The sequence below is a fragment of the Streptomyces sp. NPDC016309 genome (assembly GCF_043077235.1).
Classification (GTDB): domain Bacteria; phylum Actinomycetota; class Actinomycetes; order Streptomycetales; family Streptomycetaceae; genus Streptomyces.
Window position 1 is genome coordinate 504,643 of record NZ_JBIBSG010000002.1, and the last position, 15,283, is coordinate 519,925.

The 15,283-nt window shown below is 73.8% G+C and carries 13 protein-coding genes and 2 pseudogenes; 6 read left to right on the top strand and 9 right to left on the bottom strand.

Features of this window, described 5'->3' with window-relative positions; genetic code table 11:
* Positions 1–106 precede the first annotated feature (106 nt).
* Positions 107–1,886, top strand: a pseudogene (locus ACF068_RS06950) (ABC transporter ATP-binding protein).
* Here the strand turns inward: ACF068_RS06950 and ACF068_RS06955 are convergent.
* On the bottom strand, positions 1,819–2,667 hold the full coding sequence (locus ACF068_RS06955) for a dienelactone hydrolase family protein (RefSeq protein WP_392273107.1): 849 nt from the start codon (positions 2,665–2,667) through the stop codon (positions 1,819–1,821). The pseudogene ACF068_RS06950 and the gene ACF068_RS06955 overlap by 68 nt on opposite strands.
* A gap of 119 nt (positions 2,668–2,786) precedes the next feature.
* Here ACF068_RS06955 and ACF068_RS06960 point away from each other — a divergent pair, with 119 nt between their 5' ends.
* Positions 2,787–3,905 carry a GlxA family transcriptional regulator gene (locus ACF068_RS06960; RefSeq protein WP_392273108.1) on the top strand — a complete coding sequence of 373 codons (1,119 nt, stop codon included), beginning with the start codon at positions 2,787–2,789 and terminating at the stop codon, positions 3,903–3,905.
* 40 nt (positions 3,906–3,945) lie between these two features.
* Here ACF068_RS06960 and ACF068_RS06965 read toward each other — a convergent pair whose 3' ends face one another.
* Positions 3,946–4,335 carry a hypothetical protein gene (locus ACF068_RS06965; RefSeq protein ID WP_392273109.1) on the bottom strand — a complete coding sequence of 130 codons (390 nt, stop codon included), beginning with the start codon at positions 4,333–4,335 and terminating at the stop codon, positions 3,946–3,948.
* A gap of 4 nt (positions 4,336–4,339) precedes the next feature.
* Positions 4,340–5,851: a hypothetical protein gene (locus ACF068_RS06970; protein WP_392273110.1), complete on the bottom strand. Its 1,512-nt coding sequence runs from the start codon at positions 5,849–5,851 to the stop codon at positions 4,340–4,342.
* 548 nt (positions 5,852–6,399) lie between these two features.
* Between ACF068_RS06970 and ACF068_RS06975 the strand changes: the two genes are divergently transcribed.
* Together ACF068_RS06975 and ACF068_RS06980 are read left to right on the top strand one after the other, a co-directional pair.
* Entirely contained in the window at positions 6,400–6,990 is a 591-nt protein-coding gene (locus ACF068_RS06975; RefSeq protein ID WP_392273111.1) for a lytic polysaccharide monooxygenase, read from the top strand.
* Positions 6,991–7,039: 49 nt separating this feature from the next.
* Positions 7,040–8,224, top strand: coding sequence for a chitinase (locus ACF068_RS06980; protein ID WP_392273112.1), 1,185 nt, complete (start codon positions 7,040–7,042; stop codon positions 8,222–8,224).
* An 84-nt stretch (positions 8,225–8,308) separates the two neighbouring features.
* On the opposite strand, the gene ACF068_RS06985 is transcribed toward ACF068_RS06980, so the two are convergent.
* The gene (locus tag ACF068_RS06985) at positions 8,309–9,190 is read right to left on the bottom strand and encodes an NAD(P)-dependent oxidoreductase (RefSeq protein WP_392273113.1); all 882 of its coding nucleotides are present in this window, start codon (positions 9,188–9,190) and stop codon (positions 8,309–8,311) included.
* Positions 9,191–9,286: 96 nt separating this feature from the next.
* Here ACF068_RS06985 and ACF068_RS06990 point away from each other — a divergent pair, with 96 nt between their 5' ends.
* Complete coding sequence (locus ACF068_RS06990; protein ID WP_392273114.1) at positions 9,287–9,649, top strand: winged helix-turn-helix transcriptional regulator; 363 nt, start codon at positions 9,287–9,289, stop codon at positions 9,647–9,649.
* Positions 9,650–9,733: 84 nt separating this feature from the next.
* On the opposite strand, the gene tap is transcribed toward ACF068_RS06990, so the two are convergent.
* From tap to ACF068_RS07005, 3 genes and pseudogenes are all read right to left on the bottom strand, one after another.
* A complete protein-coding gene (gene tap, locus ACF068_RS06995; RefSeq protein WP_392273115.1) occupies positions 9,734–12,025 on the bottom strand; it encodes a telomere-associated protein Tap in 2,292 nt (763 codons plus the stop codon).
* Positions 12,026–12,184: 159 nt separating this feature from the next.
* Positions 12,185–12,295 (bottom strand): annotated as a pseudogene (locus tag ACF068_RS07000) (DUF4287 domain-containing protein); the annotation flags it as partial.
* Between the two features lie 2 nt (positions 12,296–12,297).
* On the bottom strand, positions 12,298–13,104 hold the full coding sequence (locus ACF068_RS07005) for an alpha/beta fold hydrolase (protein ID WP_392273116.1): 807 nt from the start codon (positions 13,102–13,104) through the stop codon (positions 12,298–12,300).
* Between the two features lie 143 nt (positions 13,105–13,247).
* Here ACF068_RS07005 and ACF068_RS07010 point away from each other — a divergent pair, with 143 nt between their 5' ends.
* Positions 13,248–13,859, top strand: coding sequence for a TetR/AcrR family transcriptional regulator (locus tag ACF068_RS07010; RefSeq protein WP_392273117.1), 612 nt, complete (start codon positions 13,248–13,250; stop codon positions 13,857–13,859).
* Here ACF068_RS07010 and ACF068_RS07015 read toward each other — a convergent pair.
* A complete protein-coding gene (locus tag ACF068_RS07015) occupies positions 13,850–14,863 on the bottom strand; it encodes a hypothetical protein (RefSeq protein WP_392273118.1) in 1,014 nt (337 codons plus the stop codon). The two genes, ACF068_RS07010 and ACF068_RS07015, sit on opposite strands and share 10 nt — an antisense overlap.
* A complete protein-coding gene (locus ACF068_RS07020) occupies positions 14,860–15,192 on the bottom strand; it encodes a hypothetical protein (RefSeq protein ID WP_392273119.1) in 333 nt (110 codons plus the stop codon). Before ACF068_RS07020 ends, ACF068_RS07015 begins: the two co-directional genes overlap by 4 nt.
* Positions 15,193–15,283 lie beyond the last annotated feature (91 nt).

Genomic DNA, 15,283 nt, shown 5'->3' on the forward strand with positions numbered 1-15,283 from the left:
GAACGGCGCGCCCGCCCCGGCGGAACCCGCCCGGGGGCGGCGCCCACCCACGGGCGGCACGGCCGCGGCAGCCGCACGCGGCACGCTCGCACGCCTCCGGCTCGTCCTGGCCCACCTCGGGCCCCACCGCCGGGGCATCCTGGCCGGCACCGCCCTGTCCCTGGCCGGGAGCCTGTTGGCGCTCGCCCAGCCCCTGGTCGCCAAGCGGATCGTGGACGCCCTGGACCGGGGGCAGCCCGCCATGGGACCGCTCGCCGTGCTCAGCGCGTTGGTCGTGGTGGGCGCCGCGACCGCCGCGCTGGGCCAGTACGTGCTGGAGCGGACGGCCGAGTCGGTGGCCTGCACCGCCCGTACGCGCCTGTCGGACCGTCTCGTCCGCCTCCGGCTGCCCGAGCTCAACCGCACCGAGCCCGGCGAACTGATCTCCCGCGTCACGTCCGACACCACGGTCCTGCGGCAGGTCGCCACGCGCTCACTCGCCTCGGCGGCCGGCGGCCTCGTGATCGTGACGGCGACGCTCGTACTCATGGCCCTGCTGGATCCGGTCCTGCTGTCCATCACGCTCGCCACCATCGCGCTGACCGGTGTCGCTGTCGCCGCGGCCGCCCCCCACATCGCCCGGGCCGCCGACCAGGCCCAGGAAGCCGTCGGCCGCATGGGGGCCCTGCTCGAACGCACCCTGGGCGCCCTGCGCACCATCAAGGCCTCCGGCGCGGAGGCGCGGGAGACGGTCGGCCTGCACCGAGCGGCCGAGGACGCCCGCCGGGCCGGCACCCGGGCCGCGCGGTGGCAGGCCCTGTCGGCGACCACCTCCACGGTGGCGGTGCAGTTGTCCTTCCTCGTCGTCCTGGGAGTGGGCGGGGCACGGGTGGCGACGGGAGCCATCACCGTCTCCACCCTCATCGCCTTCCTCCTCTACGTCTTCGCCCTCGCCCCGCGCATAGGGCAGATGGTCGAGGCCGTCGGCCTGTTCCAGACCGGGGTCGGCCGCCGCGGCACGCGTCGACGAGGTGCACGCCATGGCGACCGAACCGCTCGACCCGCCCGCCGCCCCGGCGCCCGTCACCCCCGTCGCCCCCGTCACCCCCGTCGCCCCCGCGGACCCCGGGGCCGCCACGACCGCCCCGGCCGGCCATGGACCGGTCCGGGTGACCTTCGAAGGGGTGTCCTTCGCGTACGGGCCCGATGCCCCACCCGTCCACGAGGACCTGTCCTTCACCGTGCCGCCACGGACCACGACCGCTCTGGTCGGACCGTCCGGAACCGGGAAGACCACCGTCTTCTCCCTGCTCGAACGCTTCTGCCAACCGGACCGCGGCCGCATCCTCCTCGACGGGCGGGACATCGCCCACCGGCCACTGACCCGACTGCGCGCCCTCATCGGCTACGTCGAACAGGACTCGCCCATCCTGTCCGGCACGCTCCGCGACAACCTCCTCCTCGGCGCCCCCGAGGCCGACGCGGCGCAGCTCCGCGACGTCCTCCACCGCACCCGTCTGGACACCCTGGTGGCGCGCCTGCCCGACGGGCTCGACACGCCCATCGGCCACCGCGGCAGCACCCTGTCCGGCGGCGAGCGCCAGCGGGTGGCCATCGCCCGCGCCCTCCTGCGCCGCCCCGGCCTGCTCCTGCTGGACGAGGCGACCTCCCAGCTCGACGCCGCAAACGAGGCCGCCCTGCACGAGACCCTCGCGGACGTCGGCCGCACCACCACGGTGATCCTCATCGCCCACCGGCTGTCGACCGTCACCACGGCCGACCAGGTCCTGCTCCTGGAGTCCGGACGGGTACGAGCCGCCGGTACCCACGCCCACCTGCTCAGGACCGACGCCCGCTACCGCCGGCTGGCGACGGGTGGTTCCCCCGAGGCCGCAGACGGTCGGTGAGGAAGGCCAGGATCTCGTCGCGGGCCCGGATCGTGGGGTGGCCGGCCTCGTCGACGAGGTGGGCGGTGACGACGCTGTGCGGGGTCCCGACCAGCTCGGCGAAGAAGGGCGGCGGGGCCGGGTGGGCGGCCCCGTCCGGGAGCACGCGCCCGTCGAAGGCGTCGCCGAGCAGCGCGCGGTAGGCGGCGAAACGGCGGGCCGTGCACCAGCGGTCCCCCTCGAACCGGTACGCGAGGACGGTGAGTCCGTCGCGGTGGAGCCGGTCGCGCACCGCGCGCGCGTCCGCGGCGTCGAGTTCGAGACCACCCGGGTCGTCGAGCGGCAGCGACGGGTGGTTGACCACCGGGGCGACCACCGCCGGTTCCAGCGCCATGGTGAGCGCGAAGTTGCCGGTGAAGCACAGGCCGATCGCGCCCACCCCGGGCCCACCGCACTCGGTGTGGGCCCGGCGCGCCAGGCCGCGCAACCAGACCGTCACCGGGCTGGTGCCACCCCCGGCGAAGGCGCGGAACTCCGCGCCGACACAGGCGCGGCGGACGACCTCCCGGCCCTCCTCGACCGTGGGGAAGGCGCCGTCGGTCCCGAACAGGGACGGCACATGGACGGTGAAGCCCGCGTCCCGTACCCAGCGCGCGAGCCGCAACACGTCGGGGCTGATGCCCGGCATCTCGGGCAGCAGCACGACCGCGGGCCCGGCCCCGGCCACGTACACCGTCTTCTCCACCCCCTCCACGGTCACGCTCCGGCGGCTGAAGTCGGTGATCGGATCGTCGTCGCTCATGGGCCCCACCCTGGCGCCGGGGGTCGCCACCGGGTGAGGGGCAGGATCGCCGGGTCCGGGGGTAATCTCGCCACCCGGGAGGCGGACGAGCGGGACGGGGCCAGGGGGGTACGGCGACGATGGCGGGCGCGGCGCGGCACGCGGGCAACAGGGCGGACACGGGCGCCGGTGGAGTCACGGGCGCCGGCGGGGACACGGGTCCCGCTGCGGGCACGGGCGCCGGGCCCGGCGCGCTGCGGGTCGGGGTGCTGGCGTACCCGGGCTGCTTCGCCTCCGAAGTGTTCGGCGTGCCCGACCTGTTGACGATGGCCGGGCACGTCGCCGGTCCGGACGCACCCGGCTACCAGGTGTCGGTCGTCTCGCCCCGCCGCCGGGTCACCGCCTCGGGCGGGGCGGGCCTGGACGTGCGTCCCCCGCGCGAGGTCGACGTCCTGGTGGTCCCCGGCTTCGAACTGCGTCCCGGCACGGACCTCGACGCACTGCTCGCCCGGCTCACGCCCGAGACCGGGGTGATCCGCGCGTACGCCGCCACCGGCACCGCGGTGGTCTCGCTCTGCGTCGGCGCGTTCCTGCTCGCCGAGGCCGGCCTCCTCGACCGGCGCCGGGCCACCACCGCCTGGCTGTACGCGGGCGAACTGGCCAGGCGCTGCCCCGACGCCGACGTCAGGCCCGAGCACCTGGTCGTCACCGACAGCGGGGTGACCACCACGGCCGCCTTCAGCGCCATGTACGACTTCGCGCTGGACCTGATCCGCCGGCACGACGGCCCCCGCGTGGCCCGGACCACCGCCCGGGTGGCGCTCGTCGACGACGCACGGACCTCCCAGACCCCGTACGCCGACCCCCGGCTCCTCCCGCAGCCCGGCCGCGAGTTCTCCCATCGGGTCATGCGGCGGCTCGACCAGAACCTCGCCGAGCGGTACGACCTCGCCGCACTCGCGGCCGGCTTCCGGGTCAGCACCCGCACGCTGCTGCGCCGCTTCGCCCAGGAGACGGGACGCAGTCCGCTGGCCCACCTCCAGGAGGCCCGGGTCCGCCGCGCCCGCCACCTTCTGGAGACCACCGACCGCACCGTCGCCGCCGTCGCCGCGGCCGTCGGCTACCGGGACCCCGGCACCTTCGCCGCCCTCTTCGCCCGCCACACCGGTCACCGCCCGAGCGCGTACCGGACCGCCTTCCACCGCCCGCCCCGCACCCCCGCCCCCCACGACGGCGTCCCGCCGGCCCACCACCCGTAGGACCGGATCACCCGGTGGGGCCTGCCGCGCCCCACCGGGGTCAGAACAGGGCCGTCACGCTCTCCTGGATCGACGCGACGTCCGCGGCGACGGCCGCCGTCGCGTGGACGCCGGGCGCGATGAACCCGAGCCATCGCAGGAGGATGTTCCGGCGGGGCTCGTCCCGGTCCAGTTCCGTCCGCACCTGCTCCGCGGCCTGGACCAGCTCGGCCCCGTCCTCGTAGTGCCCGGCGTGCCCGCGCAGTTCCTCGCGCAACCGGTCGACCGCCGCGCGCAGTTCCGCGACGGCTGCCTCGCGTTCGGCCGCGGGCGCCCCGCTGACGGACGCGGTGTGACCCACGGCGACCGTACTCCGGCTGATCCTCACGTCCCGGCCCGCCTGGATGCCGCTGACGTGCCCCGGCACCGCGCCGCCGTCGTGTTCCGCCATCACGTCACCTCCGCTGGGCCGACTGGGCCGGCCGGCCCGGCCGGGCCGTCTTCCCGGACGTGCCGCCTCCGGCTCGGACGCTGGATCGGTTGATGGAGATGTCCCGGCCCGCGAACAGACCGGAGTTGTAAATGGTCGTCTGCCGTTGGATCAGCTCACCGGTGTCGATGTTGTGGCCCTCCATGAACTGCACCAGGGCGTCGAGCACCCGGTGTTCCACCGTCTTGGAGTACAGCTCTCCGTCGAGTTCCTGGAAGTAGCGGTAGTAGAGTCCACTGCTCGCCGCCTCCCTGAGACTGAACTCGGCGCCGTAATTGAAGGAGCGCAGGCGTATCCGGCGTTCCTGACGGCGTTGCTCGCGTCCCTCGGAGATCGGGGCGAACAGGTCTCCCAGCACCGCGAACGGCGCCCGGAGCGTCAGGTAGGGAGTGCGCAGACCCGCCTCTCCCACGAGTCGGCACCATTGCCGGGTGGTGGGGGAGTGCAGCAGGGTGTCCACGGTCCGGTACTCCGCGCGCACGGGTGTCAGGAGGCAGTTGCTGCCCTCGATGAACGCGATGGAGCGGTCCGGCAGCACCGTGCACCGCAGGAACAGCGTGCTGACCAGCTCCCCTCCCCAGCCGGCGACCCGCACCGCCAGGTACGGCCGCGCGCGGCCCCTGCCGTCCTCGCGGAGCCCGCGCAGGAGGACCTCCGATACATGCGCCGCGGGCGGTCCGGCATCGTGGGGGAGCAGTTCGCCGCGTGTGCGGTCGTCCACTCCGAGCAGCAGGTCGGAGCCGTTGACCAGCAGTACCTCGGCCACGTCCAGGCCGGGCAGGCCGAGAGCCCTGACCCTGGCGGAAAGGTGCTGGTTCAGCTCGTGGACGGTGAACGGGAGGATCTCCTTGCCCTGCTCGGCGCGGGCGGTGTTCAGAGCGAAGGACCAGGTGCTGTACGTGTCGCCGTGCCCGACGAAGGGCGGGAAGAAGGAGGACGTCAGGACGTTGCCACGGTCACGGAGCTCGATGGTGTCCACGCGCGCGGCGTCCTTGGGGTTCGAGGGCCGGGGCGCCTGGTGGGGGTCGAAGTTCTCCCTCTTGAGCTGGTGGGAGACGACGCCGTAGTGCACCGAGACCAGTTCGGTGGCCACCACCGCCCAGGCCACGAGGAAGCCCGCGATGGCCACGGTGTAGCCCAGGCCCCGGCCCATGGCGAACGCGACCAACAGGGCGACCAGCCACGCGACCGCCAGGAACGAGAGCAGGACGTCCCGGCGCCGCTGGCGGCGGCGCGCCGCCACCGCGTGCCGGAGCACGCAACCCATGCTCACGCCGGGGGAGGACGCCACGGCGCGCCGCGGCTCCTTGATGATGCGGTCCACGGCGCTGCGGGCGAGCGTGACATCGGTGTACATGGCGGCACACAGGTACCGGGTGACGTCGTAACCGGCATACAGGGACGCCGATGCGGGCGGCGTCGGTGGAACGGGCGGGCCGAAGGACGGGCTGCCGCGCGGGTCGTTGGGAGGGGACATCGTGTCTCTGCCTCTGCATTCCACGGCTGCCGCGGTGGAGGGGCGCCGTAGAGGAAGTACGGAGTGGCGGTCGTGGCGGTCGTGCCATGCCGTCCCGCGGCGGCGACAGCCGCCCGGCCGCCGGGTGGTCCGAAGGGGACGCGTGCTCCGCGAGGGATCGCGTCCCTCCCGGCCGTGAGAAGAAGGGATGCAGCCCTTCCGGCAGGATCCGTCGGATCGTCGATACCGGTTTCCATTTTAGCTCGCATTCCGTTTGCTGGTACGGCGCAATGCACCCCTGGTAGCCCCGAATTCCTCGTAGCGGCCCACGCCTTGTTGACCCTTCAGTTACCGGCAGGTCATGTCTCCCCAGCGGCCGTATTGGTATGGACATGACCAAGCTTCCGGAGCTAGCCTCACACTTGGTCTAGACCGCAGCGGACGACCGTCCTCCGGACACCCCCTGCCCTGCCGCCCCCCACCCCCGCCGCTCCACCACCCGGCAGCGCACCCGAGGACGGACCACGTCCGTCCCCCTCCGAACCCAGGACAGGACCACGGGAGCGCACATGCAGCGCAAGCTCACCTCCTTACTCCTCGGCCTCGGGCTGCTCGGCGGCACCTTCCTCGCCACCGCCGGCACCGCCCAGGGCCACGGCTACACCGATTCGCCCGTCAGCCGGCAGCAACTCTGCGGCAACGGCACCGTCCGCGGCTGCGGGCAGATCCAGTGGGAGCCGCCCAGCGTAGAAGGGCCCAAGGGCTTCCCCACCCGGGGACCGGCCGACGGACGCATCTGCGCGGGCGGCAACGGCCGTTTCTCCGAACTGGACGACCCACGCGGCGGAGCATGGCCCGCCACCGCCCTGACCGGGGGCCGCGCCCACACCTTCGTCTGGCGGATCACCGCACGCCACGCCACCACCGACTTCCGGTACTACATCACCAGGGACGGCTGGGACCCCACCAAGCCGCTCACCCGGGCCGACCTCGACCCCCAGCCCTTCCTTATGGTTCCCTTCGGCGGCCGGCTCCCCGGGTCGACGGTCAGCCACACCGGTGTACTGCCGCACAAGACCGGCCGTCACCTCATCCTCGGCGTCTGGACCATCGCCGATACCGGCAACGCCTTCTACGCCTGCTCCGACGTGCGTTTCTGAACCGGACCCTGCGCACCCATCCCGCAGACCGCATTTCGGAAGGAGACCCATGTCCGGACCCCGACGCACCAGGCGGACACCGTCCCCGACGCCACGCACCGGTGGCACGGGCGGGCACACGGGCACCGCACGGCGGGCGGCCGCCGTGCTGGTGACCGCCCTGATCGCCCTCGGGTTGCTCGGCGCCGCCCCGGCCGAACCGACCGCCCCGACCACTCCGGCCGCCCCCACCGACCCGGCCGCCGCCGGGGCTCCGCCCGCCCCGGCCCCCACCGCCGCCACCTGCGCGACCAAGCCCCGTCCTCAGGGCAAGGTGCTCCAGGGATACTGGGAGAACTGGGACGGCGCCGCCAACGGCGTCCACCCGCCTTTCGGATGGACCCCGATCACCGACGCCCGCATCCGCACCCACGGCTACAACGTCGTCACCGCGGCCTTCCCGGTCATCCGGTCCGACGGCACCGTGCTGTGGGAGGACGGCATGGACGCCACCGTACGGGTCCCCACTCCGGCCGAGGTGTGCGAGGCCAAGGCGGCCGGACTGACCGTGCTGCTGTCCATCGGCGGGGCCACCGCCGGCATCGACCTCGGCTCGACCGCCGTCGCGGACCGGTTCGTGCAGACCGTCGTCCCCATCCTCGAGGCGCACAACTTCGACGGCATCGACATCGACATCGAGACCGGCCTGGTCGGCAGCGGCGACATCAAGCGGCTCTCGGCGTCCCAGACCAACCTGATCCGGATCATCGACGGCGTACTCGCCGCCATGCCCCCCGGCTTCGGCCTGACCATGGCTCCCGAGACGGCGTACGTGACCGGCGGCAGTGTCGTCTACGGCTCCATCTGGGGTGCCTACCTGCCCGTCATCAAGAAGTACGCCGACAACGGCCGGCTGTGGTGGCTCAACATGCAGTACTACAACGGCAGCATGTACGGGTGCTCCGGCGACTCCTACGAGGCGGGCACCGTACGGGGATTCACCGCCCAGACCGACTGCCTGGACCGTGGCCTCACCGTGCAAGGCACCACCATCAAGGTGCCCCTCGACAAACAGGTCCCCGGCCTGCCCGCTCAACCGGGGGCCGGCGGCGGGCACATGGCACCGTCCCAGGTCGCACAGGCCTGGAACACCTACGGCGGCAGGCTGAAGGGCCTGATGGCCTGGTCGATCAACTGGGACGGCTCCCGCGCCTGGACCTTCGGCGACAACGTCAAGGCGCTCCAGCACCGCTGAGCCCCCGCCCCGCCCCGCCCCGGGCCGGCCGGCGCGGTCGGCCCGGCGCGGTCGGCCCGGGGACGCAGCGGGTCACCGGGCCGGTCAGCGCACCAGCAGGTCCACCACGCCCGTGAGGTCCTCCTCGCCGCTGCCCTCGGCCAGGCGCCGGCGCATCAACGCGAAGTACGGCCCGAGCAGTTCCGGGCTGACACCCTGCTGCTCGGCGGTGCTCAGGAAGGTCGGCGTGCCGGCCACCTGCATCGCCAGGTTCGACGCGACCCCCTTGGTGTAGTCGCCGGTCCGCAACTGCTCGGCGGTCCGGTGGACCGACGGTGCCATCGCGACGAGCCAGTCGGCGAGGAGGGGGGCCAGCGACGCCGGGTCGATGTCCTCCTTGCGGATCAGGGCGAAGGCGTGCGCCACCCCCGCGAACATCCCGTACATGGCGCTGAGCAGGGCCACGTCGTGCAGGGCCGCGAAGCCCGCGTCCTCGCCGACGTAGGTGGTGCCGGCCGGAACGCCCAGCGTCTCCCGGTGCCGCTCGAACAGCTCGCGCGAGCCGCTGTAGAAGACGTAGCCACCGGCCTCGGGGACACCGATCATCGGAGGGACGGCCATGACGCCGCCGTCGAGGTAGCGGGCGCCGCGTTCACGGGCCCACGCGGCGCGCGTACGCGCCTGGGCGGGGGTACTGGTGGTCAGGTTGACCAGGTCCTTCCCCTCGAGTTCGGTGCCGGCCAGCACCTCCTCGACCGAGGCGTCGTCCAGCAGGCAGACCACGACCAGGGAGTGCGCCGCCACGGCCGCGGCGGCACTGTCCGCGACCCGCGCCCCTTCGGCGGCGAGCGCCGCGGCGCGGGCCGGGGTGCGGTTCCATACGGTGAGCGGGTGGCCGGCGGCGAGCCAGGCACGGGCCAGCGCGGCGCCCATCGCGCCGAGGCCCAGCAAGGTAACGGAGGTCTTCACAAGAGCGTCGTTCGTCATGCCGATTAGGCTGGCCGCAGGTGGAGCGGTGATCAAGTACGCACTTGCGAGTGGGTGGTTACCCCGGGGTGAGTGAGCAGGTGGGAGGGGTGGGGCATGACGACGCTGAACCGGCCGGGCACACCGGACGGGCACGTCTGCGGGATCGACACCGCGATGGAGGTGATCGGCGGCAAGTGGAAGGTGCTCATCCTCTGGGCGCTCCATGAGCACCCCTGCCGCCGCTTCGGCGAACTGCGGCGACTGCTTCCGGGCATCACCGAGAAGGTGCTGGCTTCCCACCTGCGCGAGATGGAGGCGGACGGCGTCGTGGACCGCGTGTCCTACGAGGAGGTGCCGCCCCGTGTCGAGTACACGCTGACCGAGGACGGCAGACGGCTCAACGACGCACTCCAGCCGCTGGCCGCCTGGGGCCGCGAACGGTCGAGCACCCGAGGAGTGCGGGAGGACGCGGGCTGAGGGCGCTCCTCGACGATCCCGGCGGACCGGCGGGGCGGTCCGCCGGCGCCTTGCCATTCCGGAGGCGTACGGGACGGGGGCGGCCTACTCGCCGGTGTCCTGCGCGCTGACGGCGCCGTCCTTGATGTAGCGGGCGAGGTTCAGGTCGGGGGCGTCGAACTGCTCCCGTACACCTTCCGCCCACAGGACGGTCTGGGTGCCTTCGTGCTTGACCAGGCCGGGGTTGACGCCCAGCTTGAAACCGCCGGGCAGCGGCTTGCCCGCGCGGTAGGGCAGGAAGTCCAGCGGTGAGGGCCCGTCGGAGGCGTAGACCGCGCAGTCGGACAGAATCGCCACCGGGTACTGACCGGTGAACGCGGCGTGCTTGACGACCTTGCGGTGCATGTTGATCCGGGTACGGGAGATGACCGCGGCCCTGATGTCCGGCCGCCAGGTGGGGCGGGACAGCGCCCGCCACGGCCGGCCGGGCTTCCACCCCTCGCCCCGGGGGCGTTCCCGCAGCTTGCCGATCCCGCCCTTGACGGTCGCCTTGACCGCCGAGACCACGATCGCCATCTCGGGGTCGCGCTCCCGGTAGCCGTCCATCGCCGCCAGGAACTCCTCCGGCCCCAGATCGGCACTCACTCCTAGGTCGGCCATCGTCGCCAGGTAGGCGTCACGGAGCCGGTTGTACCAGGCGTCCAGATAACGGCCGTTGTCATGGCGGACGTACGCCTCCGACGGCGCGACCTCGTAGCCCAGTTCCACGGCGTAGGCGACGGTCCGCGTCTCGTACCAGGCGGGCCCCTCCGGCCGCTCGCCGGAGGGGGTGAAGGGGTTGGGCAACAGCTCGGCGTCCAGACCCACCCACTCCTTGCCCGACCGGACCCTCGACAGGTCGACGTGGGAGAGGTCGACCAGCCACGAGCCGGGCAGCTTCGCGTCGAACGCGGGCTCCTTCACGTGCGTCGGCGCTCCCAGGCCCACGACCAGGCCGTTGGCTCCGGCGGCGAAGGCCATGTTGACGTCGATGCCGACCAGGAACCGCTTGGCGCACTCGTCGTCCGTCAGCGGCCGGGCCCAGTCGAAGGCCTCCTCGAACAGCTTTTCGTCCGGGCCGCGCACATGGAAGCGCGGCAGGCCGGCGAGCAGCGGGTGCCCGTCGGGTGCCTCGCACGGCGCACAGTCCACCGGGTCCTTCCCCAGCGAACCGGGGTTGTGCTCGGAATGCCGTTTCCCCTCCGCGTCGGGCTCGGAGGCGCGGGTCGGCGGACGCAGCGCGGTCATCAGCTCCAGACCGGTGACGGCCGTCGACCCGCGGGGCGTCATCACCCGTTCCGCGTACACGCCGAGCACCCGGGCCAGTGCCGCCGGCGGGAACGCCCCGGCCTCGCCCCAGTGGCGGGCGTCGAGCGCGTGCCACGACGGGACGCACAACTGGACGCACGCGCGCTCCGCACCCTGCGCGGGCCGGTAGATCCGCGCCCACGGGCCCAGACCCCGCTTGGTCAGCTTCCAGTCCGCGCGCGCCAGTTGCCTGACGACCCTGTGGTCCTCCGGCAGCCGTCCGGCGCGCCGCTCCTGGTCGGTGAGGCCGGCGGGGAGGCCGTAACGCTCCAGCGCGGACTCGGTGAGCACGAGGAGCGGGTCGCCGTCCTTGCCCGGTCCGGACAGCCTGGGCTGCCCCAGCCGGGCCTCCGTGAGCGTCCACTCCACCAGAGCCGGCAGGGACTTGGCCGGTACGTCCAGGACCAGGCCGCCCGTGCAGTACGCCAGCACCTGGCCGTCGGCGTCGGCGTCGACGACCGCGAGCGGCCCGTTCACGAAGCGCGGGTCGGCGCCCCCCGCCGGGGCCCCGGCCTGCCCTGCCCGCTCCGCGCCCGGCCGCCGCGCCGGGGAAGCGGCGGCGCGGCCGGCCGTGGGGCGGGACGCGGGGCTGGCCGCGGGGCGCGACCGCGGGGTGTCCTCGACCGGTCCGGGCGCGGCCTCCGCCGCTCCCGCCGCCTCGGCCGCCCCGGCCGTCGCCTCCGGGGCGGCGCCGGACCCGCCGGGGAGCCCGCCCGGCTCGACGTGGGCCGGTCCGGAGACGTCCGGGCCGGAGACGTCCGGGCCGGAGACGTCCGGGCCGGGAGCCGGGGCGGGTGCGGGGGAGTGGGGTGCGGGGTAGAGCTCCGCGAGCCGCTTGAGCAGCCGTGCGTACGCGTCGCGCTCCGGAGGCCGGGGCTCGGTCTTGCCGGCCTCCCACCCGCTGACCGTGGCCCGGCGCACCTGGAGGGCCGACGCCACCTCGTCCACGGTCAGCCCGTGTGCCTTGCGCAGCCGCCTGCGCTCCTCGGGCGGCGGCAGCACGGAACGGGACGCGACCAGGGCATCCACCGCGTCGAACAACTCGGACATGGCACACCTCCGGGCCCCATCCTATGCACGCCACCGTACGGATCCCGTACATCCACCGTACGTCGGCGCGGGGCGAACGTAGGAAGGTCCGCCGCGGAAGTGAAGCCCGAAGCCGGTCCGGCCCGGCGAGTAGTCGAAGCGGGCCCCGTGGGCCTGCGGTCAGGGGCGACTGTCCTCGGCCCGCGTGTGTGCGATGAGGGCGTTGGCATCCCCGTGGCCCAGACCGTGGGCGGTCTTGAGGTGGGCAACGAGTTCCATGGGTGTGGTCAGGCTCATGCCGTGTGCGCCCCGGTGAAGAACTCGGCGAGGGCCGGGGCCAGCACCTGCGCGTCGATGCTGTGCTCTTCACCCGGGAAGATCCGCAGGGTGAAGTTGTCGCCCGCGGCGGCGAGTTCCCGTGCGCCGGCCTCCATGTGCGGCGCGCCCGCGTCACCGCTGGCGACGAGGACGGGAACGGTCACGGAAGCCCACCGTTCGACCGGGAGGGGGCGGCCGGACATGGTGTCGCCCATGATGCGGCCGTCATAGGGCAGCGTGCGGGCGACGGCCTCCATGTCCGCCCAGAACGGGGCCTGTCGCATGCCCGCCACGGCCTCGTCCGGCAGGGCGATCGCTGCCGTCAGGAAGTAGGCGGCCGCGTCGCCGTACGCCTCGCGGGCCACGAGCTCCGTCAGGTGGTCCACGTAGTCGGCGGGCAGCGGCGGCCGGCTGTCGTCGGTGATGAACGGGGGCTCGTACAGCGCGAGACGCGAGACGGCGCTGCCGTGGGCGGTGGCCTCCAGGGCGAGGACCGCGCCCGACGACATGCCGAAGACCATGGCAGATCCGCCCCCGGGTCCGCCGATCAGTGCGTCGAGGTCCTCGATCTCGCGTCGCACCTCGTAGGCCGGTGCGTCCCCGCTGTCACCGCGGCCCCGACGGTCGTACGTGAGCACCGTGAACCGATCGGCCAGCAGCTCGGCGAGCTCGGCCGAGGCGCCGCGGGTCATGAACGCCCCGCCCACCAGGACGACCACCGGACCCGAGCCCCGACGCTCGAAGGCGATGGCCGTGCCGTCGGCGGAGAACACCTTCTCCATGCGTAACCCCCCAGTTGTCGCACGGCACAGGGCGGGTGCCCTGCCCGTGGATGTACGAACTCTGGAACTGGACGGTACAGTACTCATCTGAGTACTGGTCAGTCCAGTACGCGCCGGAAGGTGGAGAGGGAGGAAGGAAGCGGATGACGGACAGCCGGTCGGCACGCAAGCACCAGGCAATTCTTGACGCGGCGACCACCGTGTTCCTGAACAAGGGTTACGCCGGCACGAGCATGGACGACATCGCGAAGCTGGCCGCGGTGTCGAAGCAGACCGTCTACAAGCACTTCGCGGACAAGGAGAAGCTGTTCGCCGAGATCGTGCTGGCCACCACCGACGGCATCGACGCGATGGTGGACCTGGTGGCCGACGTCCCCGCCGACGCCGAAGCCCTGCACGAGAACCTGACCCGCCTCGCCCGCCGGCTGCTGGGCGCCCTCACCCGGCCCCAGGTGATCCAGCTCCGCCGTCTGGTCATCGCCAACGCCGATGCCTTCCCCGAACTGGGCGCGGCCTGGTACGAGCAGGGCTTCGAACGGGTCCTGGACACCCTGGCGGCCACCTTCCGGCGCCTTACCGGCCACGGACTGCTCAAGGCCGACGACCCGCTGCTGGCCGCCCACCACTTCGCCGGCCTGCTGCTGTGGATCCCGGTGAACCGGTCCATGTTCCACGGCACGTCCCGGCACGACGAGGCGGAACTCGACCGCTACGCCGAAGCCGGCACCCGTACGTTCCTCGCCGCCTACGGCTGACCCAGGGTGCCGGGCGCCAGCTCCACGCGGACTCCGTCGCGGACGTCGATCACGTACGTGGTACCGGTCTCGGGCGTCCAGCCCAGCGGCAGCAGGTAGTAACGGCCGCCCCGCTCGATGAGCCGCCGAAGGCCGGTGTAGCGGTAGCGGAAGTGCGTGTCCTTGCCGAGGTCTTCGACGCGTACGCCCGGCCCCGCCAGGCTGAGGCGGTCGGTGGTCAGGACGACGACGGCCGTACGGCTGACGACGTGGCGGCCCGTCAGACGTGCCTCCGCCACCCCCAGGCCGTCGGCGGCCAGCGTCACCGCCCACAGGACGAGGAGGCCGGTCACGGACGCGGCCGCCGCCCTGCCGGCGGCGGTGGCGGCAGGGCCGTCCCGGCGGGCGGCGGCGCGCCGGTGGGCGAGGGCGACACCCAGCGCCAGTGCCAGGGCCGCCGCCCAGCCGTACGGGTGGGTCCACCGCCAGAGGACCAGGGCGAGGAGGCCCGAGGGCACCAGGAGCAGATCGGCGCTGCGGGCCCATACGCCCGCGCGGCGCACGAACCGGGCGACGGGCCCGGGCCAGGCGCGTCCGCTCAGGAGGTCCGGGCGGAGGGCGGCGTACCCCATGACCGTGAGGGCGATGACGACGGGCCTGCGGACCAGGTTCAGTGCCTGGATGGCCAGTTCGGGGAAGCCGATGCCGAGCGTGAAGACGTCGAGACGGAAGTAGTGGTAGAAGGCGGTCAGGTAGACCGCGCCGAGGTAGAACATGACGGCCGCGACCAGGGATGCCTGCGCGGCCACCGCTCCGGCCAGCCCCGGTGCGGAGCGGTCGTCCGCTGCCGGTGTGGCCGCGGCGGGGGACCCCACCGGGTGCCGGAGGAGGGCGGCTCGCCGGGCGGTGGTGACGCGGGCGCGCCGGAGCCGTTCGAGGCGGGCGGCGCTGCGGGCGGTGCTGCGGGCGGCGCGGGGGTCGCGGCGCCGGGCGGGGACGGGACGGACCGCCGGGCGACCGGTCACGTTCCGCCCGTGCCCGCGCCGTCCGTTCCGCCCATGCCCGCGCCGTCCGCGCCCGTGGTGTCGCCGGGGCCGGGGTCGGGGCAGGGCGTGCCCGACGGGCTGGGCGAGGGTGAGGGGGAGGGGGAGGAGGGGGCGGTGCCGTCCGGCGCGGAGGGCCCGGGGGACGCGCCGGTGGCGGGAGGGCAGCCGGGCGCCGGCCCGTCGCCACCGCCCTCGCTCGTGCCCCCCACGTCACCGCCGCCGCCGTCGCCCCCACCGGTGGGGTCGATGCCGCCGCCCGGAGCGGGGTGCTGCCCGCCCAGGGTCGGGGGCGGCGGGGCGGGAGGCACGGGGTCGCCGCCGTACGGTGGGCTGCCCGTCCCCCCGCTCGCCGGGGCGTCGCCGGCCGGGGCGCCCGTCCGTGCGCCGGATCCGCCGCCG

Coding starts and splice junctions, on each gene's coding strand:
- ACF068_RS06955 (WP_392273107.1), bottom strand. CDS start 2,667: ATGAGCGACGACGATCCGATCACCGACTTCAGCCGCCGGAGCGTGACC.
- ACF068_RS06960 (WP_392273108.1), top strand. CDS start 2,787: ATGGCGGGCGCGGCGCGGCACGCGGGCAACAGGGCGGACACGGGCGCC.
- ACF068_RS06965 (WP_392273109.1), bottom strand. CDS start 4,335: ATGGCGGAACACGACGGCGGCGCGGTGCCGGGGCACGTCAGCGGCATC.
- ACF068_RS06970 (WP_392273110.1), bottom strand. CDS start 5,851: ATGTCCCCTCCCAACGACCCGCGCGGCAGCCCGTCCTTCGGCCCGCCC.
- ACF068_RS06975 (WP_392273111.1), top strand. CDS start 6,400: ATGCAGCGCAAGCTCACCTCCTTACTCCTCGGCCTCGGGCTGCTCGGC.
- ACF068_RS06980 (WP_392273112.1), top strand. CDS start 7,040: ATGTCCGGACCCCGACGCACCAGGCGGACACCGTCCCCGACGCCACGC.
- ACF068_RS06985 (WP_392273113.1), bottom strand. CDS start 9,190: ATGACGAACGACGCTCTTGTGAAGACCTCCGTTACCTTGCTGGGCCTC.
- ACF068_RS06990 (WP_392273114.1), top strand. CDS start 9,287: ATGACGACGCTGAACCGGCCGGGCACACCGGACGGGCACGTCTGCGGG.
- tap (WP_392273115.1), bottom strand. CDS start 12,025: ATGTCCGAGTTGTTCGACGCGGTGGATGCCCTGGTCGCGTCCCGTTCC.
- ACF068_RS07005 (WP_392273116.1), bottom strand. CDS start 13,104: ATGGAGAAGGTGTTCTCCGCCGACGGCACGGCCATCGCCTTCGAGCGT.
- ACF068_RS07010 (WP_392273117.1), top strand. CDS start 13,248: ATGACGGACAGCCGGTCGGCACGCAAGCACCAGGCAATTCTTGACGCG.